Here is a 26466-nt window from a genome sequence, read left to right on the forward strand (position 1 = left end):
ATATCCTTCATATTCTGTGCAAGTGAGTGTTGTTTTCTATAATTACCTTAGGTGTATCTGAGGAGCGAGCTAATGATTTACTCATTTAGTAATTCTGGATTCAGAGATCCCGAAACTGGCGTCTACAACCAAACCTATTTTATGGAGGTGTTTAACCGTGAGTGGCACCGCCACATGCGCGAACGCCAGACGCTGGCCTTATTGTATCTTTGCCCACACATTCATGAAACAGTAAAGCAACCTCATTTACTGGAATTATTCATGAAACAGGTTCAAGAAGCGATACTTAGGACAACGGATATGGTCGCCAGACTGAATCAGGATAACTTTGCCTTGGGGCTGTTTAACATAGATAGAGAAGGAACCGAAATCGTTATCGCCCGCATAGAACAGAAAATAATGGACTTCAATCAAGACTATCAACGCAAACACAGCAATCGCATCGACTATGAGCTGGCCGGTTGTCTCTGCCAACCCGAGAGCGATCTCAACATCGAAAACCTGTTTGAAGATGTCCGGTCATTGACCCACACCTTAGAGGGGCAGAAGGAACACCATACGGCGATGCATTGCCTGAACTAACTTATATACTTGTCTACCGGCATAAAAAAAGCCCCTTGCGGGGCTTTTTATTTTAAGGCTTAAAGTGCGACGTTATAGATACGTGCCTTTTCCTTGATATAGGCGAGATAACTTGTCGCTGAACGCTTAGTCTTCTCATCCTTAGCAGCCTTCAAGCAGGCATTGTATGCCGCTTTTATCTGCTTAGTACCTAGATAAGCCAAAGTTAGCTCAAACTCGACTTCACCTGCACTCACACCGCCGGCAGCCAGTGCTTTTTTCAGCACAGGGATCGCCTCTTTGTGTTTCTCTTGCAGGGTCAGCAGACGGGCTTGTTTAAGGTAAAGTTTACCATCGTTATTGATGGCAGCAGCCTTACCATAATAATCCCCCGCTTCCTTTAGCTCTTTAGCATTGTGATAGAAGCCACCCAGGATAGATAAGGTTTTCTCATCTTCCTTAATCAGGCCACTCTTCATATGCTTTTCATAGATTTTCGCTGCGCGGTATGGTGAACCATTTTGCGCCAGCAGTTGAGACAGACGCGTGATGTTACCCGACGTCTCTAAAAATCCATTCTTATAGGCTAAGTCGTAGGTTGCTAATGACTTTTCATAGCTCTCAGTCATCAAATAAAACTGCGCTAACTGTACCCATAGACGGCCATCTTGTTGGAAAAGAGGCACCATAGTCTCTAGGACTTTAATCGCATTTTTATAATCTTTCTTGTTGAAGTAAGCAGTCAGCTTCATCTGGTACAAGCCTTTATCTGGCTTAGTACTGATAGCTAGACCCTTGTCGACAACGCCGAGCACCTTATCCCACTCTTTGAGCTCTGAATAAGCGATACCTATACGACGATACACTTGTGGATCTTCTTTACAGGTAAACTTCATCCACTCGTAGTAGTAAGGGATAGACTCTTTAAACTTCTTTTCCTGAATCAACAGGTCGGCATATAGACGCAGGGTTGCACCATGGTCTGTGCCACCAAGAACATCAGCGTCAACGGCTTGCTTCAGGTACTTGATCGCCGTACCCATTTGATTCTTTTCGGCGTAAAAGTTACCCAACATACGGGCAATATAGGCCTTATCAAAAGCATCGCGTGGGCTGGCTTCAAGCAATACGGCAATCGCTTCGTCGATATTGCCTTCTTGATAAGCTTCGAAAGACTTTTGTACTTTCTTTGCCGAGCTTTGGCCTACGGCCTTAGACTGGCGCTTCTCAATGGGGCATTTTTCGGCAGCGTTTGCAGCTGGCGCAACGACCAGGCTTCCACCAATGGCAAGCAATAGTGCGGCTGCAAGTGTATTAACCTTTTGCATCTCTATTTGCCTCCATCAAGTTTAAAGTCTAGTTGTACAGTCATACCAGGTTGCTTGAGGGCTTTACCGTCAACAATCTTTGGCTTGTACTTCCACTTCTTCAGTGCACGCTTAGCTTCTTTGTCGAAGATACGCTTAGGATCGGCATCGATCACTTGCACATCTTCTACACCACCAAGTTCGTTGATGGTAAAGCTAAGTTGAACCCAACCTTCCTTACCGTCACGTGCTGCAGCAATCGGGTACTGTGGCTCGATACGAACGATAGGTGTTGCATCACCGTCACGAGTCATCATGTTACCCAGCTTAAAGCCGGTAGATGCTGCACCTGCTACTACACCAGTCATGTTGAAAGACATGTTAGTGTCGATGTCTGATGAGCTATCAGGCGGTGGCGTATCTGGTAAAGGTGGCTGCTCAGGCGGTGTAGGTGGCTTAGGTTTAACCCTAGGCTTGTCCTGCACTTTCGTATCCTGTTTATCCATACTGATCTCAATAACCGGAGAATCAGTGGCAGTGTCGGCGCGTTTCGCGCCGCCACCGACCAAGAAGGCCATGAAAACAAACAGGGCGAAAGTAACAGCACCACCAACTAATAATGATACTATTCCTCTCAACATATTAGTCTTTCCCCGCTGATACCGAAATCTTGTTGATCCCAGCTTTCTTCACATTGTCCATAACCTTAACAACAATGCCGTGTTCAGCTTCTTTATCTGCTTCGATCAATACAGCCGCTTCTGGTGATTCAGCCAGCATACGCTCAACGTTTGCTGTTACACGCTCGATGTCAACCTGACGGTTTTCCATCTTGATCACGCCTGTCTTGCTCACACCGATAAAGATGTTTGCCGACTTCTGAGTTGTCGCTTGAGAAGCCTCTGGCTTGTTGTAGTCAAGACCAGATGGCTTAATGAACGACGTTGTTACGATAAAGAAGATCAACATGATAAACACGATGTCGAGCATCGGTGTCATATCAATTTGCGCTTCTTCTTCTATACTTGAATGCTTTTTACGTGCCATGTTCAATCTCTCTCTAGTGGTGTGGCAGGCTATCTTTTAGCTTTTCCATACTGATTTTCATCTTGGCGTCTAGGCGAGTACTAAAGAATACTCCCGATAACGCTGCGACCATTCCCGCCATTGTCGGCATGGTTGCCATTGAAATACCAGCTGCCATCATACGAGCATTACTCGTCCCATGAACTGCCATCACATCGAATACCTGTATCATACCGGTTACGGTACCTAGTAGACCGATCATTGGACAGATGGCTACTAAGGTTTTGATAATCAGCATACGAGCATTCATATCTTGTTTCGCTTGGGATACCCAAGCTTCACGGATACGGTGTGCATGCCAAGAGGTTGAATCCTCTCGCTTGTCCCATGCGGTGATAATGTTTTTGTGCTCTTTTGGCGCAATCAGATTGAGATACCAATAGCGCTCAAGCATTAACACCCACATGAGGAATAGCACTGCCGCAACCAACCAGAGGACGTCGCCTCCGGAGGCCATGAAGCCCCTGACGGAATCCCAGATGTCCATCAGGTATAGCATCATTAGGCGTTCCTCTTCTCAGCGTGCTCGGCAACGATACCTGCACTTTGCTCTTCAAGTACTTGAACAACTGACTTGCTACGTGCAATCACGATAGCGTGCATTAGCATCAGTGGCAGTGCAGCAACCAGACCTTGTACGGTTGTCATCAGTGCCATAGAGATACCACCAGCCATTAGCTTAGGATCACCAGTACCGAATAGCTGGATGCTTTGGAAGGTTGCAATCATACCTGTTACTGTACCCAGTAGACCCATCATAGGTGCGATAGCCGCTAAAACCTTGATGATAGAGATACGAGTCTCAAGTGCTGGAGTTTCTTTCAGAATCGCTTCGTCAAGTTTCAGCTCTAGGGTTTCAACGTCAACATCTTTGTTGTCGTGATATGCCTTAAGTACGCGACCCAGTGGGTTATTACCTGGGTTGTCGATGTTCTTACGTTGAGCGTTAACTTTCGCGCCAACAACATACAGAGTCACCAGACGCTCGATAGAGATCAGGGCACCAAGAACAAGCAGACCGATGATGATGTAACCGATAGTACCACCGGCTTCGATACGCTCTTCGATAGTTGCCTTCTGAGTGAACACGTTTAGCAGTACACCACGTGCAGGGTCAACAAACAGCTTGTGAACGCCTGAAGTTTGACCTTCAAAGTCTTTAACGCTGGCAACTTGCTCGCTACCTGGCTGTTGTGAAAGCTGCTGAACCAGACCTAGATCGGCGTTATAAACAACATACTGACCATCGGCTAGCAGGTTGTAAGCACCAACACGAGTGATCTTGGTGTTGTGAACGTTACCGTCGATACCAGTTACGGCACCTTCAAAAGTAACCACTTTACCAGACTCAGCCATTTCGAATAGCTGCTCTTCCCAGAACTTTTCTAGCTCTTCGATTTTTGGCAGTTCTTTACGTGCACCTAGCTCGGCGATGAAAGCATCACGACCAGGGAACTGAGCGCTTACGTTTGATGAAACAAGCTTACCAGCGAAATCACCGGCTTCACCTTTAACAACACCGAACATCTCACCCAAGTCACCTTGAGCAATCTTACGGTCTTCTTCTAACTGAGCAATTTTACGCTCGTTATCGGCAAATGCTTGAGAAAGATCTTTACCGCGTTGTTCTTCAGCCGCTAGCGCCGCTTTTTCACGCTTTAGCAGTGCAGCTTTATCGCCACGCTCGGCTTGGAACTCGGCTTCACGCTTCTTGTTTACTTTAGCAGCATTAGCACGATCGGTTTGAACTTGCTTAAGTAGCTGGTCGATGTTCTTAGGCGCATCAGCAGCGCTCACCATGCCAGCAGTTAAAGACAGACTTGCAGCAACGATTGCTGTAGAGATTAACTTTTTCATTATTGTGCAGCCTCCGCAGCTGGGATTGGTAACGCGAACATATCTGGAGCACCCTGGCCACGAGCCTGGCGAATTGCTTTAGTAATGTTACGTAGATAGCTATCTTCTAGCTTATCCCATGCTTTTGTCTCAGGATTGAACATCCATGCAGACTTTTGATCTAGGCTTTGTGCGTAGTAGGCAACGCGACCGAAGTTGATGAAATCAACCAGGATCTCTTTACCGTCAAGTTGCAGCTTACCGGTTTCAACATTCAACTTAGAACCATATTCACGCTCGATGTTATAAGCATCAAGGATCAGACGGTATTTTTCAGCCAGTGTTACGTTAGCGGTATCTAGGGTTTCACGAAGACGCTTGATACGGGCTTCACGAGTTTCTTTGTTGAATGGCAGATCCAGAGCAACAAACTGCTCTAGTGCATCAACCATCTTGAACATTAGCGGTACAACGCCTTGACGTAGCTTATCAACACCGTTGATGTCTTCTTGGATAAGCTTCATAGTGGCTTCTTGGTCTGCTACCAGGCCAGCTACATAATCGTTGTATGACTTAGTTGACTCACGAGTGTCTGCAACTTGGCCATATTCAAACGCCATGTCTTGCGCTTGATCGTAATACTTATCAACTTTCTTTTGAGATGCGGCCGCATCTGCATGAATTTTCGCATCCGCTTTCTGAACATCAGAAAGTGGATCGGCAACCACTAAGTTACTGCCTGCTAAGGCCAGCGCGCCAATGAGCGCCGTAGCGATTTTAGTTCTATTGCTTACCTTGGACATAGTTCCCAACCAATTTGAAGTGAAAAATAAAAGGTTTAACTTATTGGTAACACGGGTTTTCTGCTTATATTTGCATGAATTCCGCCACCATAAGTGTGCATTTCTCTTGTGATTGTTAGTTATTATCTTCCCTTTTCTACACCAATCAAGGTGTAGACCCGCAGGCATCATTTCACAAAATGTTGACCTGTGTCAACATTTGGAAACGGCTAAAACTAGCAGAAAAAGCTCTTAGGGGCTGAAAATAACACAAGAGGTGTTTTTTCAAACAAGTCAATATTTACAAATCTAATTCACACAAGCCGACTTAAACAACAATACGCAGCTAACCACATGATTTTAATTGAATAAATTGCATAACAAAAACCAAATACACTGTTAACATGTCATTAACCAAATAACTTTATCGCAAACGTTTGCATCAAATTATGTTGTGCTGGTATTACCACGTGGTCTATCTGAAACATCTTTTATACATATCGCAAATTGGAGCCTGCAGATACTAGATAGTTTTATTTATGACAATCTTCCAACCCAAAACCTGACCGTCATTATCTTCAATCTGATTAATGCTGCTTAAGTTCGCACCCAGTTCAATTAGATTAGCTAAGCTAGCCAATAGTGCCAGTACATTTAGCCAAGTTCGCTATTGGCATTATCATCAAATTTTGTGCATAAAAAAATCGGGCCCATTTTCATGAGGCCCGATTTGGCATTTGTCTTACTTTTTAATCAATCATCTTAGCAAGGATAATACCTATACCGATCGCTGATTAGAACTTCATGCTCGCTCTTACGAAGAAGTAACGACCAAGTACGTCATAGGTGTAAGGGTCGGTGTTAGAGTCATTGTTACCTGAGTAGTAAGGTGGCTCTTTGTCAAACACGTTGTTCACACCGCCAGACAGACGGATAGTGTTAGTCACATCGTAAGTGGCAGAGATGTCATGGTAAACAACACTGTCAACGCTTGGCGCGTAGCATGATGATGGGTCATCTTGACAAGCAAATGAGTCCATACCATCGATGTAGCGTGCCTTGTATGTTGCACTCCAGCTATCACCTGTCGCAGTCAACTCTAGGTTAGACTTCAGCTTAGCATAAGCACCGGTACCACCAGTGATCAGGCCGCGGTAATCAACAGCATTACCGTCTTGGTCAAATTCTTCGAACTTATCCAGGATAGAAGTATCCAGGCTCGCTCTCCAATCTAGACCCAAGCCTTCGAAGGTGTACAGCACGTTGATGTCGTAACCTGCAGTATTGGTTTGACCGATGTTTTGTAGTCCGTTATCAAACGAAATACGACCGGTACCATCAATCTCGATGTTAGAAGACTGACACAATGCAGTACCAGTGTTGATCTTCGCACCACTTGCATCCAAACACTGGTTAGCAATGTAGTTAGAGTCAACAGAGGTGATAGTGTTGCTGATCTCGATATCGTAGTAGTCAACAGTAAATGACAGACCTTCGATAAAGTTTGGTGAGTACACGATACCCAAAGTCGTGATATCGGCCTCTTCCGGTGTCAGCAGAGGGTTACCACCAACTGTTACTTCAGCCTGTGTCTGAGGTGTTGCAGGGTGCTTGATCTGGTCGAATGAAGGTGACTTACCACCGTAAAGCTCGCTAACTGTAGGAGCACGGAACGCAGTAGACATACCACCACGGAACATGAAGTCATCAGTCATGCGCCAGGTCAGACCTAGCTTCCAAGTTGTGTCATCACCGAAAGTGCTGTAATCGAAGTAACGCATAGCGGCACTTAAGTCGACTTGCTCAGCAAGTGGTAGACCACTTAGTAGCGGGATAGCCAATTCTGCATAAATTTCGTTAACATCGAAATCACCCGCAGTAGCTTCTACACGAGGATCGTTTGCCAGACCTTGTGAAGTCAGAGAATCAGGCGTGTAGTGTGCAGCTTCTTTACGATACTCGTAACCAGCAGCGAAGCCCATGTAGCCAGCAGGCATTTCGAATAGCTCACCAGAAAGCGAAGCGGCGAAGATGTCTAGCTCACTACCACCGCTGTTCAGCTCGGTGTAGATGTAAGGAGCGATGCTGTCACCAACCCAAGAAGATTGAGAGAATGGATCGAACTCTTTGTTTCTTACTGCTTCATCGATTGAACCTAGGTTATGTAGGTTTGCCAGAGTATCAACAGAGTCGTTCTTACCTTTGTTGTAAGAAGCATCCCATGCCCAACCATTGTCAAACTCACCTTCAAGGCCGACAACGATACGAATCGTATCTACAACCTGAGAGAAGTAACGGTTACCAGATTCAACCACACGACGTCCGTAGTCTAACGCCTCGCCTTCCTGAACAAGACCAACCAGATCTTTAGTCATCCATGAAGAGTCATATACCCAAGAAGAGCTATTCCAGATTGGCTGTGGTGCCATCTGTTGGTTAGACCAACGCTTAGAGTACATAGCTTCAGAGAAGAAGGTCATAGAGTCAGTTAACTCATATGTACCAGCCAATGAAAGGTTCAAACGCTCCATTGGAGTAGACAGATAACTTGTCTTCGCGTAGTTGTAACGGTCAGCATTGGTGAAATCATGGTATTGACCACCCAGACCACTCAAATCAGGCACGCTCTTATCGGCGAAACCTTCCCATACAGGCTTACCTGTATCAGGATCGGCAACGTAGTGACCATAGTAACCTGAGTCACCTACTGCATAAGCACCATCAGGGCCAGTACCTACGATACCATGGTTTCTATCACCCCAGATGTGGCCGCCTTCAGAATAGCTACTACCGGCACAGTAAAGCTCGCTACCATCAGATGTTTCGGCAATAGGACACTTAGAGAAGTCACGGTCAGCCTGACTAGCTTCGCCACGCTTGGTGTACTGAGCGTTGATAACGATGTTACCTTTGTCGAAGGTGTTACCTAAGGTAAAGTCTACGCTGGTCTCATCTGCGTCACCCTGACCAGAAATACCGGTCTGAGCATTTACTTCGAAGCCATCGAAATCGCGCTTAAGAATAATGTTAACTACGCCAGCAATAGCATCGGTACCATAAATGGCTGACGCGCCATCTTTAAGTACTTCAACACGCTGAATCATTGATACTGGAATGGTGTTCAAGTCAACAGTTGACGCAGCACCAGTACCTGAAGCGATCATACGACGACCGTTAACCAGTACCAGAGTACGGTTAGAGCCCAGACCACGAAGGTTAATACGCGCGTTACCGCCAGAACCGTTGTTGATTGCGGCGTTGGTCATGGCACCACCGGCAGACGTCATGTTACGTAGAACGTCATCGATAGAGGTTGCACCTGAAGACAGAATTGAAGATGCGTCGATTACGGTAACTGGGCTAGCAGTTTCCATATCGGTACGCTTAATACGTGAACCCGTAACCTCGATACGTTCAACTTTATCAGCACCCTCATCGGCAGCTGATGCTAACGGCGCGGTAAAGGCTGCCATTGCTGCGCCACTGACAAGCGCAAAACGTACCGAATTAGCCAATAAGCTATTCTTATACATGTTGTTTCTCCCTGGATCGTACTTCTTTATTTATTATATAAATGTGCACTAACGGTTAACAAAGTTAATTAACGCAACACACGGCACCACAAATAGAACCACAAGAGAAACATTTAATCAACAAATAAGCTTATTTGTTGTAATCTTCAAACTTAAGTGCTCAGATTTACAGCACAAGACGGTGGAAGTAACTACTTATCCCTACTCAATATTTAACCACTTCGCTCTGTGACTCTTCGTCAATTTTTATGCTGTAACGGTTTGTTACCGAAATCCATTCGAGCCTTCCAAAATGACAACTTTGACTCTCCCGCTCATAAAGCATAAATTTTAGTCACTCGCACGAGTCTGGATGACTAGATACAATTTGTGCAGATTTCGGCTTTAAAAAATTAATATCCCTCCTTTCCAAACTAATCATCTAACAAAAAACGGCCCCGAAGGGCCGCTTTTATATTTGCCATCAGCCTAAGCTTGTGGCTATTCAAACATCATTAGAATGACTGTTCAATCTTGAAGAATACTGTACGACCTAGTACGTCGTATAGTCCAGTATTCACATCACGCCAGCCCACTGTACCTTCGTACCAAGATGGTGCTTCTTCGTCGAACAGGTTGTTTACACCGAGTGTAAGTTTACCGTTCCAAGCGTGGTTATAAGAGAACTGCACGTTATGCTTGAAGTAAGAAGGGATATCGGCCAGATAGTCAGTACCGTACTCTTCGTTACCTGAGTCTTGTGCACCAATATAGTAAGTGGTCCACGCTGCAGTCATGTCACCATTGGTCCATGACAGGTTCACGTTACCACGGTATTCAGGATAGTCCTGAAGACCTGCATATTGGAATGGCTCTTCGCCCTTGGCTGAAGTTTGAGAGAAGTCTTTAACATAACCCATCTCACCTTTAACCGAGAAATCACCCACTTCAGTTTCAAGAATGTATGAAGCTTTGAAGTCGAAACCAGAAGTTTCTAGGCTAGCCATGTTACGGTCGAAGCTGTACGCCACGTCAATCTTACCGTTTGCATCACGAACGATAGCGTCTGAACCGCCATTATCGATCTCATCTTTCAGCAAACGAGTTAAGCTTGTTGAAGCGATCTGGTTATCCAGAGTCAGATCATAATAAGACAGTTCGAATGCTAGGCTGTCAGTAGCATTCCAAACAACACCTGTTGTGAATGACTCACCTTCTTCAGGCTTAAGGTCTGGGTTACCACCGAACCAAGTCTTGTGCTGTGAACCGCCAGTAGCACAGTAAACTGGGTCAGAAGCCGCATTGTTACCTTGGTCACACCACAGGTTATCATCTGCAGTCTCGAAGCTTAGCGCCTGGCTAGAGAACATTTCACCCATGTTTGGAGCACGGAAAGATTCACCCCAGCTAGCACGTAGCAGTAATGAATCAACTGGACGCCAAGTTACACCCAATTGAGGTGATACGTTGTCGAATGAACCGCTTACTACGTTGGCACCAACATCACCTTCTTGGTCGTAGTTGTCGTAACGAGCCGCAGCCTTAACATCAACATTGAAAGGCAGTGTCGCCTGAATTTCTACATAGGCAGAAGTACGATCACGAGTTGCGTTTACATCGTCACCACCTGAACCACCTGATACACGACCTGAAGCTGATTGTGGGTCACTCTTCTGAGTAAACTCTACAGTTTCAAATTCGGCACCAAACACACCAGACAGTGAGAACTCACCATCGTCGATGAAGGTAGTAGAAATCAGACCATCGATTTGCGAGCTGATAAACTGAGCCTGATAAATACCTGTGTGAGCCGCTTGACCGTAGAAATCTACCATCATGGCATCCCAATCCGCATAGCTCATGCCAGTTGTGTTAAAGATGTCATATTGCTCGCTATCAATTAGCGTTTGAATGATATCGTCATTGATCAGATTCTGGTTGAAGGCATTGGTGGTTGAACGGCTATGTTGACCGTTAATTTCCCAATCGATGCCGTTACCAGCTTCAATGTAACCAACCAGACCACCGAAGAAATCGATTGAGTTGATTTCAGTGCGAGTATCACGCTCACCGATGGCAGCAGAACGCATAGAAAGGTCTAAATCTTCACCTACTGGGTTGTACGCATTTGACGCAGACATTGAAGGCTTGTTAGTTGATACTGGCGTACCAGCATAACGGCTATCTGTCTCAGATAGAGAAGCACTTGCGCGGCCACGGAATCTCAGGTTTTCAGACAGCTCATAGTTGAAGTTAGACAGAACAGAGTTCTGAACAACATCACCAAACAGCTTAGTCACTTCACCATAGCTGTATAGACAACGTCCACCGTTTGCACCGTCAGACAGGTCATAGGTATTTGGCGCTTCTGCACACATGGCGCTGTTAGTCACCCAACCGCTCGCACCTTTACCATTTGGTACGCTGCTGTAGCTTGAATAATCGAAATAAGTTGGATCATCAAACTTCCAGATATCTTTATCCATAACTTTCTGAGAGTTGTAGTACTCATAAGTCAGGGTAATGTTACCTTTATCGCTGGTGTAACCGCTTGTTACAGTGAAGCGGTTTACGTCACCACCTTCAACGCTAGGTAGTTCAGAATCATAGGTAAAGTTCAGACCTTCAAAGTCTTTCTTAGTGATGATGTTGATTACACCGGCAACCGCATCAGAACCATATACCGCTGAAGCACCTTCACGAAGGATCTCGATGCGTTCAACGATTGCCATAGGGATACGAGAAGTATCGGCAGAAGCACCTGAACTTGAACTAGTACCCGGCATACGACGGCCATCAAGCAGCACTAGAGTGTACTTAGCGTCTAGACCACGCATTTGTACGTTACTTGTCGCAGCACCGCCTGAACCATAACCAGACATACCGCGCCATGAACCGAAGCTGTTTACAGAAGAGTTATTCAATACGTCTGCAACAGTCGCTTCACCAGTTAATTTAATATCTTCCGCAGTAAGTACTGTTACTGGAGAAGCAGTTTCCATATCAACTTGCTTAATACGTGAACCGGTAACTTCAATACGCTCAACTTTCTCTGGCGCTTCATCCGCAGCAAAAGCTACTGGCGCAGTTAGTGCAACAACGCCGCCAACCAGTGCCAAACGCACTGAATTAGCTAATAAGCTGTTCTTATACATGTTGTATCTCCCTGGACTTTATTTTTTATTTTTTTGTGAAAGTAAACACAAATAAACATCAATAGTTACATTTGCGCACATTCGCCAACAAATAGAACCACATGAGAAACATTTAATCAACAACTACTCCGCTATTTTCACAGAAACGACTAGTGATCGCTCAATTTGTAGACACCCGTCACATTACCGCTGATTTCTGCTAGCTCCAACAGGGTTGAAATTTCTGAATAGACGTTGCTTTACGCATGGCGAAAAGAGAAGAAGGAAAAGTTTTATTTACTTTAAAAACAATACCATATGAAGCAATACGCATGATCGCATAAGGCTAAATTAGCCACAGGATTAATTAGGCATTAATCAAATAGAAGAACACAAGAATGTTAATAATATGTCATTAACCTTGTGATGCAGGAATATAAAGAAAAACTCAGATATGGGCAAAAGTTGCAATAGCACGTAAAGAATTGATTACAAATTCACCAGACATTAGAAATTAAATCTCAATCGCGCATTAAGACCAACGCACAGTCGATATGGCTAATAAATAGACACCCAGTAACCCACAAAACGAGATAAGAACCCGGATAGGGAGCATATAGGTACATATTTTATCTTGAGAGCGAAGCCCACAAATAACACTACTCGGTGGGCAAAATAGCTGAGCTCACGCTTTTCTACACGATTAGTAATTTAGGTAAGCTATTTTTAACAGACAATAAAAAAGCGCCTATTAGGCGCTTTTCATTGAATTGTTTAGACTTTCACTCGTAATGACAAGGCGTATTACAGAGTGTAACGAATACCTATGGCTATACCGTCTTCTTCAAATTTAGCTTGGGCTTCAGCATCGGCACCTTCAAACTTACTGAAGTCTTTACGGCCTTCAACATAAAGCACTGTGTTGGCATCCCACACATAGTGCAGACCAACAACCACGAACTGACGCTTGAACGATGAGTTAGGGTCAACGTTGTTAGGCTGGATCACATAGTCCTTACCCGCGTCTAAGATGTTGTAAGAAACAAAGGGACGGAAACCGTTATCAAACTTGTAAGAGAACAGTGTTTCGACACCGTATGAATCCTTGATCAGACGACCCAGGTTATCTGTATCATGGTTCTCGTTCTTGTTGAAGTTAGCCGCGCCGTAGAAACCATCGGCATCCCAGTTACCCCATGTCACACCCATACCGTAGATCACGTCGATTGCGGTGATCTGCTCTGAGGTCTTTCTGAAGGTGACATCAAACTCACCACGGTTGATACCGGCAGAGACAGAAAGCTTGTCGTTAACCTGATAGGTCGCAGACGCGCCATAGGTGTAGTTGTACTTAACTTCTTCTGAATCTAAGACAGGATCTTGGCTGTCCCAACGCTCTTTACAGTCGGTAGACAGGTTAGGATCATATTCACAGGTATAGAACTTATCGTTCTTTAGCTGCGCCTGAACCGCAAAGCTCAGATCGCCTACGCTGTTACGGTACTGAACGATCTTGTCACCACGACCCACACCGTTTACCGCACCATCTGCCTTGTTATAGGTGTAAACACCGGCAGCGTTACCGTCCCATACGAAACCGTAGTTAGTGTTGTAAACCACATCATACCAAGCACCCCACTGCTTACCTATGGTCAAACTACCATAGAGATCATGGGCGATACCGACATAACCGAGACGATTGTTAAGAAAGTCACCGCTCTTAGATTCGAAGTTACTCTCACTGCTGTAAACGATTTCGCTGTTACCGAATGGGTTAACACCCCACTCCAGCTTAGTGAACGCCTTCCAGCCGTCGCTCATCTCGCGGGTGAAACCAAAATTGATCCGTGACGCACCGTTAACCACTTCAGTTGAACCTTGAGTGTTAATAACACGGGCATCAATAAAACCACCAATTTCTACCGCATTTTTATCGTCTTTATAGATTTCGATAGCGGATGCAGCGGGGACAAAAATGACAGCCGCTAACGCTGTTGCTATTACACTCTTCTTCATCTGTTAGTCTAACCTTTTGTTATGTTCAGTTTGCTTTATCTTATTGTGCGACATTCCGTTGTTTTATTTCGTTCCAATTTCAGCTAAAGACTAGCAAAAGATTAGCATTCCCTCAAAGACGAATATCACAATAACGGCGCTATTTTTCACCAAGTTAACTAAAGAATTCCAGAAAACTCAGACTTTACACCAAACGTTAACAACTCATCACTATCTCAACAACCAGAAAACAACTAAATTAACGACATTTGCTTGGCCACAAGATTATTGAAACTAGTGTTTAAAATTGAAAGTATGGGATCAGAAATGGGTGCGATCTGTTTATCCAGATAGTACTGATAATCGATCTTTCCGAGTAGATGCTGCACAGGTTCGGCGCCATTTTGCGTCATCAGGTAGCTTATCTTTTCGCCACGCTTACCATGACTGTCATCGCCACTTCGCTGGCACCAGAGGGTCGCCGCCTTCACATGGGGTGATGATTTGGCGGTATAGTCTTCGATGTTGCGCCTAAGGCGTTTAGAGAAGATCAGCTTGTCGTCCAGCTCTCCCTGCTGCAGCGCATCCACAATTTGTTTTAAATAGCCGAGCACATCCTGCTTGGCAAACAGTCGATAATAGAGTTCTGCCTGCACCTCCCTCGCCAAGGGGCTCCAGTCACTCCTCACCTGCTCCATCCCCTTGAACACCAGCTTGAGGCTTTGGTCTTCCTGACGATAGGCGCCCACATAACGCTTCTTGGAGCCTTCGGTAGAGCCACGCAGTGTCGGCATGAAGAACTGCTCGAAATGTCGCTCATATTCAAGCTCGAGGTAACAATCTAACTGAAACTCCTGCTTGAGCTTGAGTCGCCATTTCTCGTTGATCGATGCGACCAGCTCCCTGGCAAAGGCATCGATATCACCGACGCACTCGGGCGAGGAGATATGCACGAAGGTAGAGTCGGTATCGCCATAGATAACGGTCAAGCCCAGCGCCTCAATCCATTGCTTGGTCTGCTTCATGATCTCATGACCCCTAAGGGTAATTGAGCTTGCCAGGCGCGCATCGTGAAACACACAGCCGCGAGACCCCAGCACGCCGTACAGGGAGTTCATGATGATCTTTATCGCCTGCGACAGGGGGGCGTTGGCTTCGCGCTTGGCTTCTTCTCGCTTAGCCGACAGGCTGGCGATAAGCTCGGGCAGAATAGGAGAATTGCGGCTAAACTGGGCGCCCAAAAAGCCTGGCACAGTATCATTGCCTTCACTTGCTCCCCTTACCCCAGCGTTAGCCCCTTCTTTTAATCCTTCCACCAGCCCCTTGGGGTCAATTAGAAACGTCCTGATGATCGAGGGGTATAGGCTCTTAAAATCGAGCACCAATATATGTTGATAGAGCCCGGGTTTAGAGTCCATCACATAGCCGCCTGGGCTCTCTATGCCATCGCTGACCGGCACGCTGGGGGCGACATAGCCGGCGCGGTGCAGATGGGGCAGATAAAGATTATTAAACGCCGCCACTGAGGCGCCGACCCGGCCAAGCTCTAAGCCGGTTAGACGCGAGCGCTCCATCACAAAGGCCAGCAGATCGGTTTTGGCAAAGATCTCCCACACCAGGCGGCAATCGGTAATATTGTAGTGGGCCAGCGCCGCCTTGTCCTCACGAAACAGGGTCGCTATCTCCTCGGCGCGGTGACTGACGTTATGAATCGCCTTCCCCTCACCGAGTAACTCTCTGGCGACAGATTCCAGACTAAAACTGTCAAACTGATAGAAGGCCGCCTTGAGCCAGTCGATGCCATCGAGCACCACACGGCCAGGCAAGATTAAGGTCTCCGGTCGATATTTGTTATCGACCCGCCAAGAAAGCTGAGTGCCTAGCCTGCCAAGCGTCAGCGGAATATTGAGCGCCTTGGCCCTGCGATACAGGAGCGCCAGGTCGAAGGTCACTACCGCCCAACCTATAATGATGTCGGGATCATGCAGCTTAAACCAGGCGAGCAGCGCCTTAATCAGCGCAGCCTCATTGGGCACAAGCTCTAGATACTCAGGCGGCGACTCACACGCCTCCCCCACCATGATCACCTGCTGATAGGGCTCGCCGCTGGCCGATTGGCCGTACAGCCCGACGCTAAAAAGCTCACCATCCATGGCGCATTCGAAATCCAGCGAGACCACAGCCAGCTTAACTTCTCGATTAACATCGAGCTCACAGCGTCTTGCCCGCTCGGCGATGAGCGTGGGCGTGTCTTGTGCCTGGCTTTGCCAGCGGCCGATAAACTCCACGTCTAAGGCGATGTAACGCTCGATAAGATAACGCTGCTCGGCCCTCAGCTCAGACTCGTAAAGAGAGATCCCCTTATCGGTGGCGATACGGCTTAGATGACGAAAACTTTGATTATTAGCGAAATAGAGGGCGCTGACCGGCTCATCGTCGAAGGTGGTCAGGTTAAGCGCTTCGCTGCGTACCCCACTCTCATGGTTGCCGCCGAGCAGGTTCAATTCATCCTGAGTGCGACAAAAACAGATGCGCTCGCCATTGGGCACTATGACCCGAGCTGGCCCTTCGGCCGTACTAAGGTAATAGTGTAATTCGCTGCCTTGGTGGTGACGGGTTAAGATCCGCCCTTTTACGCTCACCAGCGGGGTGTTTAAATCATGCAAGCCTGGCTATTATCCAATTAATTTCAACACATTAGGTGACACGACAACAAATAAGTCGTGAATTCCTTACTTCTACTCTTCTTAGGCTATGTAATCACTGTTATTATGTACAGCATTATTTGCCAGCACTAAGCCTTCATGTTATCTGCCGACGTTAAAACCCAGATCCGAACGATTTACAAAGAGATTGCCGCCGCCCTGCCTAACTTTAGATCGCGTCGGGAACAAAATTATATCGTCGCCGAGATCTCCAAGACACTCGCCGGTGAATATGACAAGCATAGACGCATCATAGTGGTCGAGGCGGGCACAGGCATAGGTAAGTCGCTGGCTTATATCTTAGGTTCGATTCCACTGGCGTTGGCGAGCAAGAAGAAGGTCTGTATCGCCACCGCCACGGTAGCCCTGCAGGAGCAGCTGCTCAACAAGGACCTTCCCTTCTTCTCCAAGCAATCAGGGCTTAATTTCACCTTCGGCCTGGTAAAGGGGCGTCAGCGCTATGTCTGTCTCTCTAAGCTTGAGATGCTGATCGGCGGCGATGACGGCACTCAGATGGCCATGTGGCAGACAAAACCTGATCATAGCCAGGTCGAGCTCTTACAAGGCCTGCTGAAAGACTTTCACGAAGGACGCTGGAACGGCGAGCGAGACACACTGTCTCAGCAGCTGCCCGATCACCTGTGGCAGCAGATCGCCTGCGATAAACACAGCTGCCACAGACAGCTCGCCAGCCACAGACACTGCCCCTTTCATAAGGCCCGTGAAGACGTGGACACCTGGGATGTGCTAATTGCCAACCATAGCCTGCTGTTTGCCGATCTCGAACTGGGCGGCGGGGTGATTCTGCCAGATCCGGAAGAGCTCTATTATGTGATTGACGAGGCCCATCACCTGCCGATAGTGGCCAGAGACTTCTCCAGCGCCCAGGCAACCCTCAGGGGCGCCATCGACTGGCTTGAAAAGGTCGGTAAGACCAGCGCCAAGCTGCAGAACCAGCTCAAGAGCAACAACATCATAGCCCCAGCCCAGGCCATGCTAGATCACATCAACGATCTCACCAGCCTACTCACCAGCGTCGCCCAATATTGCGACGGCCAGGCGGCCAAATTTGATAACCCGGAGCGGCGCATCCGCTTCGAACACGGCAAGCTGCCGGCGGCCTTGACCATGCTGGCGGAAAACCTGGCCACGGCATCGAGCAGCGCGCTCAAGCAATTCAACAAGATGCTGGTGCTGCTCAACGAGGCGATTAAGGATGGCGAGCTACCTAAGCATCAATCTGAGCAGCTACTGAGTGAAACGGGCTTCATGTTACAGCGCCTGGAGAATCTGCAGAAGCTGTGGAAGATGATGGCCAAGGAAGACAGCGCCAAAGGCGCGCCCATGGCCCGCTGGGTCGAGCATCTGGTGGGCAAACAGAGCGACTATCTGTTTAACGTCTCGCCGATCGAGGTGGGATATATGCTCGAAACCCTGCTGTGGGAGAAGGCCGCCGGCGTGGTGCTCTGTAGCGCGACACTGAGGGCACTGAATAACTTCAACCACTTTACCCATCAGGTAGGACTCTCCATCAACGATGGCAGTCGCTATCTGGCCATGGACAGTCCGTTTGATTTCCAGCAGAACGCCACCCTGTATCTGCCCAAGATGCGCACCGAACCCACGGACGATCGCTATACCGACGAGCTGGCGGAACAGATCCTCACGCTAATCGATGGTGAGATGGCAACCCTAGTGCTGTTTGCCTCCTACTGGCAGATGGAGAAGGTGGCCGATCTGGTCAGAAGCAAGATTAAGTCGCCGCTGCTTATCCAAGGGGAAGCCTCCCGTCAGCAGCTGCTGCAAGATCATAAGCAGCGCTGCGATAACGGCGAAGTCAGCATCATCTTCGGTACCGGCAGTTTTTCTGAGGGTCTCGACCTTCCCGGCGACTATCTGACGAACCTGATCATCACAAAACTGCCCTTTGCCGTGCCCACCTCACCGGTGGAACAGGCACACGCGGAATACATTAAGGCAAAGGGAGGAAATCCCTTCTTACAGCTGACGATCCCAGATGCTTCGCGTAAACTGATCCAAAGTTGTGGTAGATTACTGCGTAAAGAAGAGGATTATGGCAGAATCACCATATTGGATCGCCGTTTAGTGACCAAACGCTACGGCAAATCCCTACTGGATGCCCTGCCTCCCTTTCGTCAAGTCATTGAATAGAAAGCAATCTAATAGAAAGCAACCGAATAGGATAACCATTGGATCTATTACTCGACCCAGGTAGCTGGGCGATTCTGGCTGCGACCGGCTTTATCGCAGGTTTTATCGATGCCGTCGCCGGTGGCGGTGGCCTGCTGTCGATCCCGGCCCTGCTCACCATAGGCATTCCACCCCATACGGCACTGGGCACTAACAAGTTGGCGGCCAGCTTCGGCTCCTCCATGGCGGCCTTCACCTACTATCGCAAGCAGTTTTTCACCCCCAGATTTTGGTATCACGCCTCCATTGCCACCTTTATCGGCGCTGTCATAGGCACCTTTGTGGTCTACCTCATCGACAATCAATGGCTCGAGAAGTGGCTACCGCTGTTTATCATCGCCGTGGCACTTTATACGCTACTAAAACCCAATGCCATGGGCTGCCCCACCTATGAGCCGCCGGTAAAGCCGCCCTCTAAATTTAAGCAGTGGCGCCAAGGGTTACCGCTTGGCTTCTACGACGGATTTGCCGGCCCAGCGACCGGTGCCTTCTGGACCATCAGCAGCGTGTCTCAATATAAGCTGCCTGTACTCAATAGCTGTGGCCTTGCCAGAGCCATGACGCTGATCAGCAACCTCACCTCACTGAGTGTGTTTCTGGCATTAGGCCAGGTAAACCTCATGGTCGGACTGTCGATGGGGCTGTGGATGATGCTTGGCTCATTCATCGGCGCCCGCACCGCCATCAAATTTGGCGTGCCTTTTATTCGCCCCCTGTTTATTAGCATAGTGATACTCATCGCCATTAATCTGGCCTGGGGAGCCTGGGCATGAAGACAAATGAACTTATCCACCGCCTGCGAGTCCAACTGAAACAGTTAGAGCAAGAGGTGCTGCAACACGACAGCCAATTGCCTAAGGGCGAGCGTAAGCTGCTGCAAGATACAGAGCGATTTAACGACAATCTGTTTAATCAGGCAGGTGCTCAGCTTGGCCCCTGCATAGATCAGCTCAGTAAGAAGATTGCTCAGCTGGAGAAGCTGCTCCAAGGCAATATTTCGGCGACGACCATCGCGCTGGCCTGCGAAGGTATTCAGGACAGGTTTACCGCCCTGAGGCGCGCATTGAATACCACGGCGCTTGGGGTAAAGTCGGCCGAGCAGCAGAAGGCGTCTCGCATCGCTTATGCGCGCAAGCGGCGACAGAAGAGCCATGCTCAGAGCGGATTTAGTTGGATCGCGGCCGGCGTGATGAATAACAGCCACCAGCTCTATGAAGAATTGAACAAACATATGAACTGGGTTCACACCTTTGAACAAAAAATTGCGCATTTGCAATCTAAGCTTGAAAACTGTCATAGTGCTGACAAAATTGCACTGCAAAATGAAATACTTTTGATCCATCGCCGCTTGGGCAAGTGCCGACAAGCTATCAGCTATATAGAAGATCGTATTCAGGCGTTCGAACGCCCATACAAGCATCAGAATCGTTAAGGAGCAACAATGAAATCAATCAAGCCAATCACCGCTTTAATCGCTCTGCTTGGTGCCTCATCGGCAATGGCTGCCAACCTCTCCATCCCCATGGCATTCGAATACCTTGCCCTAGACGGCAAGAAGGTAGAAGGCAGCCTGTTTAATCACAAATCTGATCTTGAGCTAAGCCAAGGCACGCACAAAATCGCTATCCGTTACCATGACATGGTGCAAGACGACTTTAGCGACAGCGAAAGCTTTGTAAAATCATCTCCCTTCATCGTGACCCTGGCGGTTGACGGCGACTATGATTACCGCCTGCAGCCGGCCGAAGGCGAGATCATCAAGAAGCCCAAGTCATTCGCCAAATCACCAGCGGTAGTGATCAGCCGTGTCGATGGCGGTGCGGTCAACTACAAGGTGACTCACACCGAGCTCACTGAAGACAGCTTCGTCAGCAAGCTGTTTAACGGCAACTCGGGTCAGGATATCGAAACCGCAGCCGCAGCCGCGACAGGTACAGCCGTCGCCGCCCATGCTGCTGCACCAGTGCAACCAGCTGGCACTGTCGAAGCCGTTACCCTACCCGCTACGCTACCGGCCAATCCAAGTGCAAGCGATGCCGATCATGCTCAGCAGATGTTGCAATACTGGTGGCTACATGCCGACGACAAGACACGTAAAGAGTTTATGAGCTGGGCTATCAAACAGCTGTAACTTTTAGATGGTTCCACTCGTCTATCACGCCAGCTATTCACAGCTGGCGTTACCCCACCACCACAGATTTCCCATTACTAAATACCAGGCGCTCTACCAATACCTGCTGGATAGACAGATAGTCGACCCGGCGGCATTTCACTCCCCAGAGGCGGTCAGCCTTGAGTGGCTGAAATCGATCCATTGTCCCGACTACGTCATGCAGTTTATCGAGCAGCGTCTGCCCGACAAGGCGGTGCGCCGACTGGGATTTCCCCTTAGCGAGCGCTTGACTCAGCGGACACTCTACTCTGTCGGCGGTAGCCATCTTGCCTGCGAGCTGGCGGTAAAACACGGCATAGCCCTGCAACTGAGCGGCGGTTATCATCATGCCCACTATCAGTTTGGCAGCGGCTACTGCGTATTTAACGACCTGATCTCTGCCGCCCTGCATGCCCAGAGCCTGGAGGGGATAGAGACAGTGCTCATCTTCGACTGCGACGTGCATCAGGGCGATGGTACAGCCGCCATGGGCCAGGCCTATGACAACCTCTACACCTGCTCCATTCACTGCCAGGAAAACTTCCCCGCCCGCAAACAGACCTCAGATCTCGATCTGGAGTTGAGCCGCGGTGTCGGTAATGAGGAATATCTCGAGGCTGTCGCTCAAACCTTAGCGCTCGCTATTCGCCTCTATAAGCCGGATCTGATTATCTATGATGCCGGAGTCGATGTGCATCAGGAAGACAGGCTAGGCCACCTCAATATTACCACTGAAGGGATCTACCAAAGGGACAGGCTGGTGCTGGACAACGCCAAGGCGGCCGGCATTCCCATCGCCTGCGTCGTCGGCGGAGGTTACAGCAAGGAGATAGAGATGCTCGCCGAACGCCACGCGCAAGTTTTTATTGCCGCTCATGCCATATGGTAGCAAACTAGATTATGCTTAGTTAAACCACAACGGAGCCTGAGGGAGAGACCTATGCAACTGGAAATTCGCAATTATTACGAAGTACTGTTGATGGAGTTACTGTCTGATGAAGGATTATTTGACGAGCTACCCGAAGACTATCTAGCCGATCTCTGCTGCGTGACCCTAAACCAACTGCCAGTGCGCTATATACGTCACCTGGTGGATACCTATTTTTTCGAAGACTACAACGAACTCAAACAGATGAAAGAAGAGATCCAGACCGCACTGGAAAAATCGCGCGCCTTCTTAAAGTCAAAACTACCGGAAGAGCAGACTTAGGCGGATTAGCCCAGGGGAAATATCAGACAGTCTTCGTGGGTTGCCGTCATATGTACATGCTGCAGCTTCCAATCTGTCTCTGGTGGCGAGTGACTTTCTGATTTCCCGCTTGCCTAAAGTACCTTGCTGAGACTCAGGCACGACAATTCTTGCATACCAAATGTCTGATGTCCTTGCGTGGACGAGATCGAAACAGATAAGGAGGATTTTTAGATAGACTATTTATCATCAAGTGTACCACCAAGTGTATCACCTGAGGTATTTCTGAGTTAACTCGTTGATAATAGTTGGGATTGGAGGTTCCCCTAGAGCCAACACCCCGGCACATGAGTCGCCTGCTGCGGTTGCTCCCTTCCGGGCCTGGCCGAGTTCACAAGTTATCATTGCGGGGGGACCCTAGGGTCACCACAGATTCTTAAGCAATTAAATCCCTAAGACGGCGTGCATTATCTACTATGGCAGCCCGGCAATCAAGTCAATAACCAAGAGTAATCGCCAGAATAGGCCTAACTGCCCATTCTATAAACAAAAGCCCGCGAGTGCGGGCCAAATTCCATCGACGTTCATGGTGTCTACAGGGCCAATATCGCCTTGTTCTGTTCGATCACCTTAGGGCCGATACCCTTTACCTGAGTTAATTCTTCAATGCTGTTGAATTTACCGTGAGCATCTCGGTACTCGACTATGGCCAACGCCTTAGCTTCACCAATCCCCTTGAGCTGAGTCAGCTCCTGGGCGCTTGCGGTATTGATATTAACCTGGCTTAGGCTCGCCTGGGCCGTGTCGGCAGGTATCGAAACCTGTTCGGCAGCCAGCGCGGGAAAGAGGGAAAATGACGCTACGACGAACGCAGCTAAAAGTAGGTTCTTCATTGGGGCTCTCCTTAAATATCCTTATGCTGTTCATGGCCAACAATCCATTTTCCTCGGCCACCTCGAAAACATAGAACAGCTTCAAAAATTTCGCCAATTCGTGACCGGCAAACATACCGCGCCGACCACCGCGAGAGATGGATCACAAAATAAATTATATTAATTTATTTCAGTCTGTTATTAATTAGCGCCCCGTTACCCAGCCGCCGTAAAAAAAATTGATCGTCAGACGTCACCGCTGCGTGACTTGCGCCACAAACCACTGCGATAGAGCGATCCAAATCACATGTAAAAAAGTATGAAATGTAGTTTTGCCACAGAAAAAATTTAGTTGCGCCCCGCAACCGCTAGGCTAGTGTAGAGCGCCAAAATAATAATTAAGGAACCCCTATGTCCCTCGACACCACACAAGAGGCGATCGCCGCACCGCCAAAGCAGGCAGCCCAAACCAACTTGCCGATTCTGTTTGGCGATATAGTGCTGTTTGCCTTGCTCTATAACTTTCTGCCTTTCGAGCCAGGGGTGAATACCGGCATCGCTATTCTCGTCTTCGCCGCCGTACTCTGGCTGACCGAAGCAATTCACATCAGCGTCACCGCCATACTGATCCCTATCATGGGCGTCTTGCTGGGGGTTTTTGAAACCAAGGCGGCCATGAGCAACTTCGCCAATCCTATCATCTATCTCTTCTTCGGTGGCTTCGTGCTGGCCGCGGCCCTCAACCATCAGGGCATTGATAGACGCATCGCCCAAAAGGTATTGACCGCCTCCAAGGGCAAACTCAGTATCGCCTGCATGCTGCTGTTTGGGATCACAGCGCTACTCTCCATGTGGATCAGCAACACGGCCACGGCGGCCATGATGCTGCCTCTGGCCCTTGGGATCCTCAGGCAACTGGATTTCAAAGAGCACAGAAGCACCTATCTCTTCATGCTGCTGGGCATCGCCTACTCGGCCAACATTGGCGGCATAGGCACCCTTGTGGGCAGCCCGCCGAACGCGATCGCCGCCGCCCAGGTCGGCCTGAGTTTCGCAGACTGGCTAGAGTTTGGTCTGCTTACCGTGGCCCTCATGTTGCCTAGCATGTTGATTGCTCTCTATATCTACCTAAAACCCAACCTCAATGTGGTGTGTGAGATCCCAAAGAGCAACGAACAACTCGCACTGCAGGGTAAACTCACCTTACTTATCTTCCTTACCACTGTGTGCTGCTGGATCTTCAGCAAGCCTATCTCCACCGCACTGGGGGGAATCAAACAGTTCGATACCATAGTGGCACTGGGCTCAGTCGTCATGCTCGCTGGGCTTGGCCTGGTCGACTGGAAGAAGATTGAGAAAACCACAGACTGGGGCGTGCTGATCCTCTTCGGTGGCGGCCTCACGCTCAGTGCCATCCTCAAAACCACGGGCACCAGCGTCTTCCTGGCCCACTGGGTCACCGACATCTTCGGCAATACCCATATGGCCCTGTTTACCTTTGCGGTGATCTTCTTCGTGGTGATGCTTACCGAATTTGCCAGTAACACCGCCAGCGCCGCGCTATTGGTGCCGGTGTTTGCCGCCATCGCCGAGGCGCTAGGCCTGTCACCTGTGATGCTCTCTGTGCTCATAGGTATCGCCGCGTCCTGTGCCTTCATGTTACCTGTGGCCACACCGCCTAACGCCATCGTTTACGGCTCTGGCTTTATCAAGCAGTCGGAGATGATGCGCGCCGGGGTGATCATCAACTTCATCAGTATGTTGGCGCTCTATGTGATCGCCCATCTGTTTTGGACCATCTAAAAACACAAAAGCCTGCAACTGCAGGCTTTTTTATTCTTCTATCTAAGGACTCACATAAGACTCTAGGCTTTAACTCCCAAATTAGTCGTCAAATTAGCTGTCGATCTAAGCCTCGAAGGCTTGGGCCAGATCGGCAATGATATCCTCGCTATCTTCAAGGCCCAGGGAGATCCTCAGTAGGGTATCGCCTATGCCGGCATCCATTCGCGCCTCTGGCGAATAGGGGGAATGCGTCATCGAGGCAGGATGCTGGATCAAAGACTCGGCGTCACCTAGGCTGACCGCAATCTTAAACAGCTTAAGCCTATTAGCGAACGCCTTGGCAGTGTCGAAACTTCCTTTAAGTTCGAAGGCCACCACACCGCCGGCCCTGCGCATCTGCTTGCCCAGCAAGGCATGCCCAGAATGTCCCTTGAGGCCAGGATAATAGACTCTGGCCACCTTAGGATGTTGCTCGAGATAGTCGGCGACCCGCTCAGCGTTATCGCAGTGGCGCGCCAGTCGCACATCTAAGGTCTTGAGCCCTCTTAGGATCAACCAGGCATCGTGGGGCGAGATCACCCCGCCGATATCCTTAAGCACCTCGAGTTTCACCTTAGTGATCATCTCCTCAGTCCCGCAGACAATACCGGCTATCACGTCACCATGACCGTTGAGATACTTAGTCGCGCTGTGGATCACCATGTCGATCCCCATGCACAGCGGGCGCTGCAACAGCGGGGTCATGAAGGTATTATCGACGATACTCACCAGCTGATGTTCTTTGGCCAGCGCCGCGATAGCCTCAAGATCATAGACATCCAGATGTGGATTAACAGGCGTCTCGCAAAACAGCGCCTTAGTGTTGGGGCGAATGGCCTGAGCTATGTTGGCCACCTCGCAGAAATCCACCAGGGTCACTTCTATGCCGAAGCGCTTAAACTGCTCCGTCATCAGGGCAAAGGTACAACCATAGACAGCCTTGGAAGCGACCAGGTGGTCGCCCTGGCTTAGATTGGTCAGCAAGGCCGCGGATACCGCCGCCATGCCGGATGCGGTCGCCGCAGCGGCTTCGCTGCCTTCCAGCACCGCCATCTTACGTTCTAGCTCTGCCGTGGTGGGATTGCCAAGGCGAGTGTAGATATAGCCTTGTTGTTCGCCGGCAAAGCAATCACCGCCCTGCTCGACTGTATCAAAGGTAAAGGTGGCGCTTTGCACCAAAGGGGATACCAAGGCACCATGCTGATTGGCCTCATGCCCTGCATGGATCACCTGAGTGGCAAGTTTCCATTTATCTTGCATACACTTTCTCCGTCATACTCGCTGCCTATTATTGTTGGCT

General features: G+C 48.7%; 21 protein-coding genes and 1 other RNA gene. 8 read left to right on the plus strand and 14 right to left on the minus strand.

The window, feature by feature from the left end; translation table 11 throughout:
• Positions 1-72 precede the first annotated feature (72 nt).
• The gene (locus K0J45_RS12710) at positions 73-582 is read left to right on the plus strand and encodes a GGDEF domain-containing protein (protein WP_011866269.1); all 510 of its coding nucleotides are present in this window, start codon (positions 73-75) and stop codon (positions 580-582) included.
• Between the two features lie 59 nt (positions 583-641).
• On the opposite strand, the gene K0J45_RS12715 is transcribed toward K0J45_RS12710, so the two are convergent.
• From K0J45_RS12715 to K0J45_RS12760, 10 genes are all read right to left on the minus strand, one after another.
• Complete coding sequence (locus tag K0J45_RS12715; protein ID WP_220042832.1) at positions 642-1889, minus strand: tetratricopeptide repeat protein; 1248 nt, start codon at positions 1887-1889, stop codon at positions 642-644.
• Between the two features lie 2 nt (positions 1890-1891).
• Positions 1892-2509, minus strand: a complete 618-nt coding sequence (locus K0J45_RS12720; RefSeq protein ID WP_220042833.1) for an energy transducer TonB — start codon at positions 2507-2509, stop codon at positions 1892-1894.
• Position 2510: 1 nt separating this feature from the next.
• Positions 2511-2915 carry an ExbD/TolR family protein gene (locus K0J45_RS12725; RefSeq protein WP_011866272.1) on the minus strand — a complete coding sequence of 135 codons (405 nt, stop codon included), beginning with the start codon at positions 2913-2915 and terminating at the stop codon, positions 2511-2513.
• Positions 2916-2928: 13 nt separating this feature from the next.
• Positions 2929-3456 (minus strand): MotA/TolQ/ExbB proton channel family protein, encoded by a 528-nt coding sequence (locus K0J45_RS12730; protein ID WP_011866273.1) that lies wholly within the window; start codon positions 3454-3456, stop codon positions 2929-2931.
• Positions 3456-4811 carry a MotA/TolQ/ExbB proton channel family protein gene (locus tag K0J45_RS12735; protein ID WP_011866274.1) on the minus strand — a complete coding sequence of 452 codons (1356 nt, stop codon included), beginning with the start codon at positions 4809-4811 and terminating at the stop codon, positions 3456-3458. The genes K0J45_RS12730 and K0J45_RS12735 overlap by 1 nt, the downstream gene beginning before the upstream one ends.
• On the minus strand, positions 4811-5593 hold the full coding sequence (locus tag K0J45_RS12740; protein WP_011866275.1) for a DUF3450 domain-containing protein: 783 nt from the start codon (positions 5591-5593) through the stop codon (positions 4811-4813). The genes K0J45_RS12735 and K0J45_RS12740 overlap by 1 nt, the downstream gene beginning before the upstream one ends.
• 773 nt (positions 5594-6366) lie before the next feature.
• On the minus strand, positions 6367-9105 hold the full coding sequence (locus K0J45_RS12745) for a TonB-dependent receptor (protein ID WP_220042834.1): 2739 nt from the start codon (positions 9103-9105) through the stop codon (positions 6367-6369).
• A gap of 494 nt (positions 9106-9599) precedes the next feature.
• A complete protein-coding gene (locus K0J45_RS12750) occupies positions 9600-12239 on the minus strand; it encodes a TonB-dependent receptor (RefSeq protein WP_220042835.1) in 2640 nt (879 codons plus the stop codon).
• Between the two features lie 783 nt (positions 12240-13022).
• On the minus strand, positions 13023-14234 hold the full coding sequence (locus K0J45_RS12755) for a porin (protein ID WP_011866278.1): 1212 nt from the start codon (positions 14232-14234) through the stop codon (positions 13023-13025).
• A 233-nt stretch (positions 14235-14467) separates the two neighbouring features.
• A complete protein-coding gene (locus K0J45_RS12760; RefSeq protein WP_258406682.1) occupies positions 14468-16879 on the minus strand; it encodes a DNA polymerase II in 2412 nt (803 codons plus the stop codon).
• 138 nt (positions 16880-17017) lie between these two features.
• On the opposite strand from K0J45_RS12760, the gene dinG reads away from it, so the two are divergent.
• Genes dinG through K0J45_RS12790 form a run of 6 tightly spaced genes read left to right on the plus strand, consistent with a single transcriptional unit; the run spans position 17018 to position 22491 of the window.
• Complete coding sequence (dinG, locus tag K0J45_RS12765; RefSeq protein WP_220042836.1) at positions 17018-19090, plus strand: ATP-dependent DNA helicase DinG; 2073 nt, start codon at positions 17018-17020, stop codon at positions 19088-19090.
• A gap of 38 nt (positions 19091-19128) precedes the next feature.
• A complete protein-coding gene (locus tag K0J45_RS12770) occupies positions 19129-19902 on the plus strand; it encodes a sulfite exporter TauE/SafE family protein (RefSeq protein ID WP_220042837.1) in 774 nt (257 codons plus the stop codon).
• Positions 19899-20561 (plus strand): primosomal replication protein, encoded by a 663-nt coding sequence (locus tag K0J45_RS12775; protein WP_220042838.1) that lies wholly within the window; start codon positions 19899-19901, stop codon positions 20559-20561. The genes K0J45_RS12770 and K0J45_RS12775 overlap by 4 nt, the downstream gene beginning before the upstream one ends.
• A gap of 9 nt (positions 20562-20570) precedes the next feature.
• A complete protein-coding gene (locus K0J45_RS12780; protein WP_220042839.1) occupies positions 20571-21260 on the plus strand; it encodes a DUF2057 domain-containing protein in 690 nt (229 codons plus the stop codon).
• Between the two features lie 7 nt (positions 21261-21267).
• Positions 21268-22170 (plus strand): histone deacetylase family protein, encoded by a 903-nt coding sequence (locus tag K0J45_RS12785; RefSeq protein ID WP_220042840.1) that lies wholly within the window; start codon positions 21268-21270, stop codon positions 22168-22170.
• 51 nt (positions 22171-22221) lie between these two features.
• Positions 22222-22491, plus strand: a complete 270-nt coding sequence (locus K0J45_RS12790) for a late competence development ComFB family protein (protein WP_220042841.1) — start codon at positions 22222-22224, stop codon at positions 22489-22491.
• On the opposite strand, the gene K0J45_RS19805 is transcribed toward K0J45_RS12790, so the two are convergent.
• From K0J45_RS19805 to K0J45_RS12800, 3 genes are all read right to left on the minus strand, one after another.
• On the minus strand, positions 22471-22713 hold the full coding sequence (locus K0J45_RS19805; RefSeq protein ID WP_350355025.1) for a DUF6538 domain-containing protein: 243 nt from the start codon (positions 22711-22713) through the stop codon (positions 22471-22473). The two genes, K0J45_RS12790 and K0J45_RS19805, sit on opposite strands and share 21 nt — an antisense overlap.
• 80 nt (positions 22714-22793) lie before the next feature.
• An RNA gene (gene ffs / locus K0J45_RS12795) (signal recognition particle sRNA small type) lies at positions 22794-22891 on the minus strand.
• Between the two features lie 172 nt (positions 22892-23063).
• Positions 23064-23363, minus strand: a complete 300-nt coding sequence (locus K0J45_RS12800; RefSeq protein ID WP_220042842.1) for a ComEA family DNA-binding protein — start codon at positions 23361-23363, stop codon at positions 23064-23066.
• Between the two features lie 390 nt (positions 23364-23753).
• Between K0J45_RS12800 and K0J45_RS12805 the strand changes: the two genes are divergently transcribed.
• Positions 23754-25145 carry a DASS family sodium-coupled anion symporter gene (locus K0J45_RS12805; RefSeq protein WP_220042843.1) on the plus strand — a complete coding sequence of 464 codons (1392 nt, stop codon included), beginning with the start codon at positions 23754-23756 and terminating at the stop codon, positions 25143-25145.
• A 105-nt stretch (positions 25146-25250) separates the two neighbouring features.
• Here the strand turns inward: K0J45_RS12805 and megL are convergent, their stop codons facing one another.
• Positions 25251-26426 carry a methionine gamma-lyase gene (gene megL, locus K0J45_RS12810; protein ID WP_220042844.1) on the minus strand — a complete coding sequence of 392 codons (1176 nt, stop codon included), beginning with the start codon at positions 26424-26426 and terminating at the stop codon, positions 25251-25253.
• Between the last annotated feature and the right edge of the window lie 40 nt (positions 26427-26466).

It is taken from the genome of Shewanella alkalitolerans, from assembly GCF_019457575.1.
Classification (GTDB): domain Bacteria; phylum Pseudomonadota; class Gammaproteobacteria; order Enterobacterales; family Shewanellaceae; genus Shewanella; species Shewanella loihica.

Coding starts and splice junctions, on each gene's coding strand:
- K0J45_RS12725 (WP_011866272.1), bottom strand. CDS start 2,915: ATGGCACGTAAAAAGCATTCAAGTATAGAAGAAGAAGCGCAAATTGAT.
- K0J45_RS12740 (WP_011866275.1), bottom strand. CDS start 5,593: ATGTCCAAGGTAAGCAATAGAACTAAAATCGCTACGGCGCTCATTGGC.
- K0J45_RS12790 (WP_220042841.1), top strand. CDS start 22,222: ATGCAACTGGAAATTCGCAATTATTACGAAGTACTGTTGATGGAGTTA.
- K0J45_RS12730 (WP_011866273.1), bottom strand. CDS start 3,456: ATGATGCTATACCTGATGGACATCTGGGATTCCGTCAGGGGCTTCATG.
- K0J45_RS12720 (WP_220042833.1), bottom strand. CDS start 2,509: ATGTTGAGAGGAATAGTATCATTATTAGTTGGTGGTGCTGTTACTTTC.
- K0J45_RS12710 (WP_011866269.1), top strand. CDS start 73: ATGATTTACTCATTTAGTAATTCTGGATTCAGAGATCCCGAAACTGGC.
- megL (WP_220042844.1), bottom strand. CDS start 26,426: ATGCAAGATAAATGGAAACTTGCCACTCAGGTGATCCATGCAGGGCAT.
- K0J45_RS12755 (WP_011866278.1), bottom strand. CDS start 14,234: ATGAAGAAGAGTGTAATAGCAACAGCGTTAGCGGCTGTCATTTTTGTC.
- K0J45_RS12735 (WP_011866274.1), bottom strand. CDS start 4,811: ATGAAAAAGTTAATCTCTACAGCAATCGTTGCTGCAAGTCTGTCTTTA.
- K0J45_RS12780 (WP_220042839.1), top strand. CDS start 20,571: ATGAAATCAATCAAGCCAATCACCGCTTTAATCGCTCTGCTTGGTGCC.
- K0J45_RS12715 (WP_220042832.1), bottom strand. CDS start 1,889: ATGCAAAAGGTTAATACACTTGCAGCCGCACTATTGCTTGCCATTGGT.
- K0J45_RS12805 (WP_220042843.1), top strand. CDS start 23,754: ATGTCCCTCGACACCACACAAGAGGCGATCGCCGCACCGCCAAAGCAG.
- K0J45_RS12800 (WP_220042842.1), bottom strand. CDS start 23,363: ATGAAGAACCTACTTTTAGCTGCGTTCGTCGTAGCGTCATTTTCCCTC.
- K0J45_RS12775 (WP_220042838.1), top strand. CDS start 19,899: ATGAAGACAAATGAACTTATCCACCGCCTGCGAGTCCAACTGAAACAG.
- K0J45_RS12785 (WP_220042840.1), top strand. CDS start 21,268: ATGGTTCCACTCGTCTATCACGCCAGCTATTCACAGCTGGCGTTACCC.
- K0J45_RS12750 (WP_220042835.1), bottom strand. CDS start 12,239: ATGTATAAGAACAGCTTATTAGCTAATTCAGTGCGTTTGGCACTGGTT.
- K0J45_RS12745 (WP_220042834.1), bottom strand. CDS start 9,105: ATGTATAAGAATAGCTTATTGGCTAATTCGGTACGTTTTGCGCTTGTC.
- dinG (WP_220042836.1), top strand. CDS start 17,018: ATGTTATCTGCCGACGTTAAAACCCAGATCCGAACGATTTACAAAGAG.